This is a genomic window from Vibrio methylphosphonaticus, assembly GCF_023634655.1.
In the GTDB taxonomy this organism is placed as follows: domain Bacteria; phylum Pseudomonadota; class Gammaproteobacteria; order Enterobacterales; family Vibrionaceae; genus Vibrio; species Vibrio methylphosphonaticus.
Genome location: NZ_JAMKMS010000080.1, coordinates 1 through 369, shown reverse-complemented (window position 1 = coordinate 369; position 369 = coordinate 1). Strand labels below are relative to the sequence as shown.

At 43.4% G+C, this 369-nt stretch carries 1 pseudogene; it reads left to right on the top strand.

Features of this window, described 5'->3' with window-relative positions:
- Positions 1-183: 183 nt before the first annotated feature.
- Positions 184-369 (top strand): annotated as a pseudogene (locus M9196_RS23330) (IS66 family transposase); the annotation flags it as partial.

Below are 369 nucleotides of genomic sequence, written 5' to 3'. Positions count from 1 at the left end.
GTGGCCTACAAAAGAGAAAAATGAAGTGTTTACCCTGACTCAATTCGAGCTTGATAGACTGCTTTCTGGCTTCACGATTATCGGCCATAAACCCGTTCGAATAAACGATTTTACAATGACTTAAACGATAAGAAAGCTTTATCCACCAAGCGTTAACGGCATGATTTTAGTATAATAAATGCCATGAAAAAGACGCCAGATATCAACCCAGAAAGTCAAAGTGTTGCCGAGCTACAAGCGATGGTAAAAGCACTGATGTCGGAGAAAAGCGAGTGGAAACAAGAGCGCCAGTCGCTACTTGAACAACTCAAACTTGCCTTCGACCGCCAGTTCGCGAAACGTTCGGAGGCGTTAAAGCCTTACGATGAA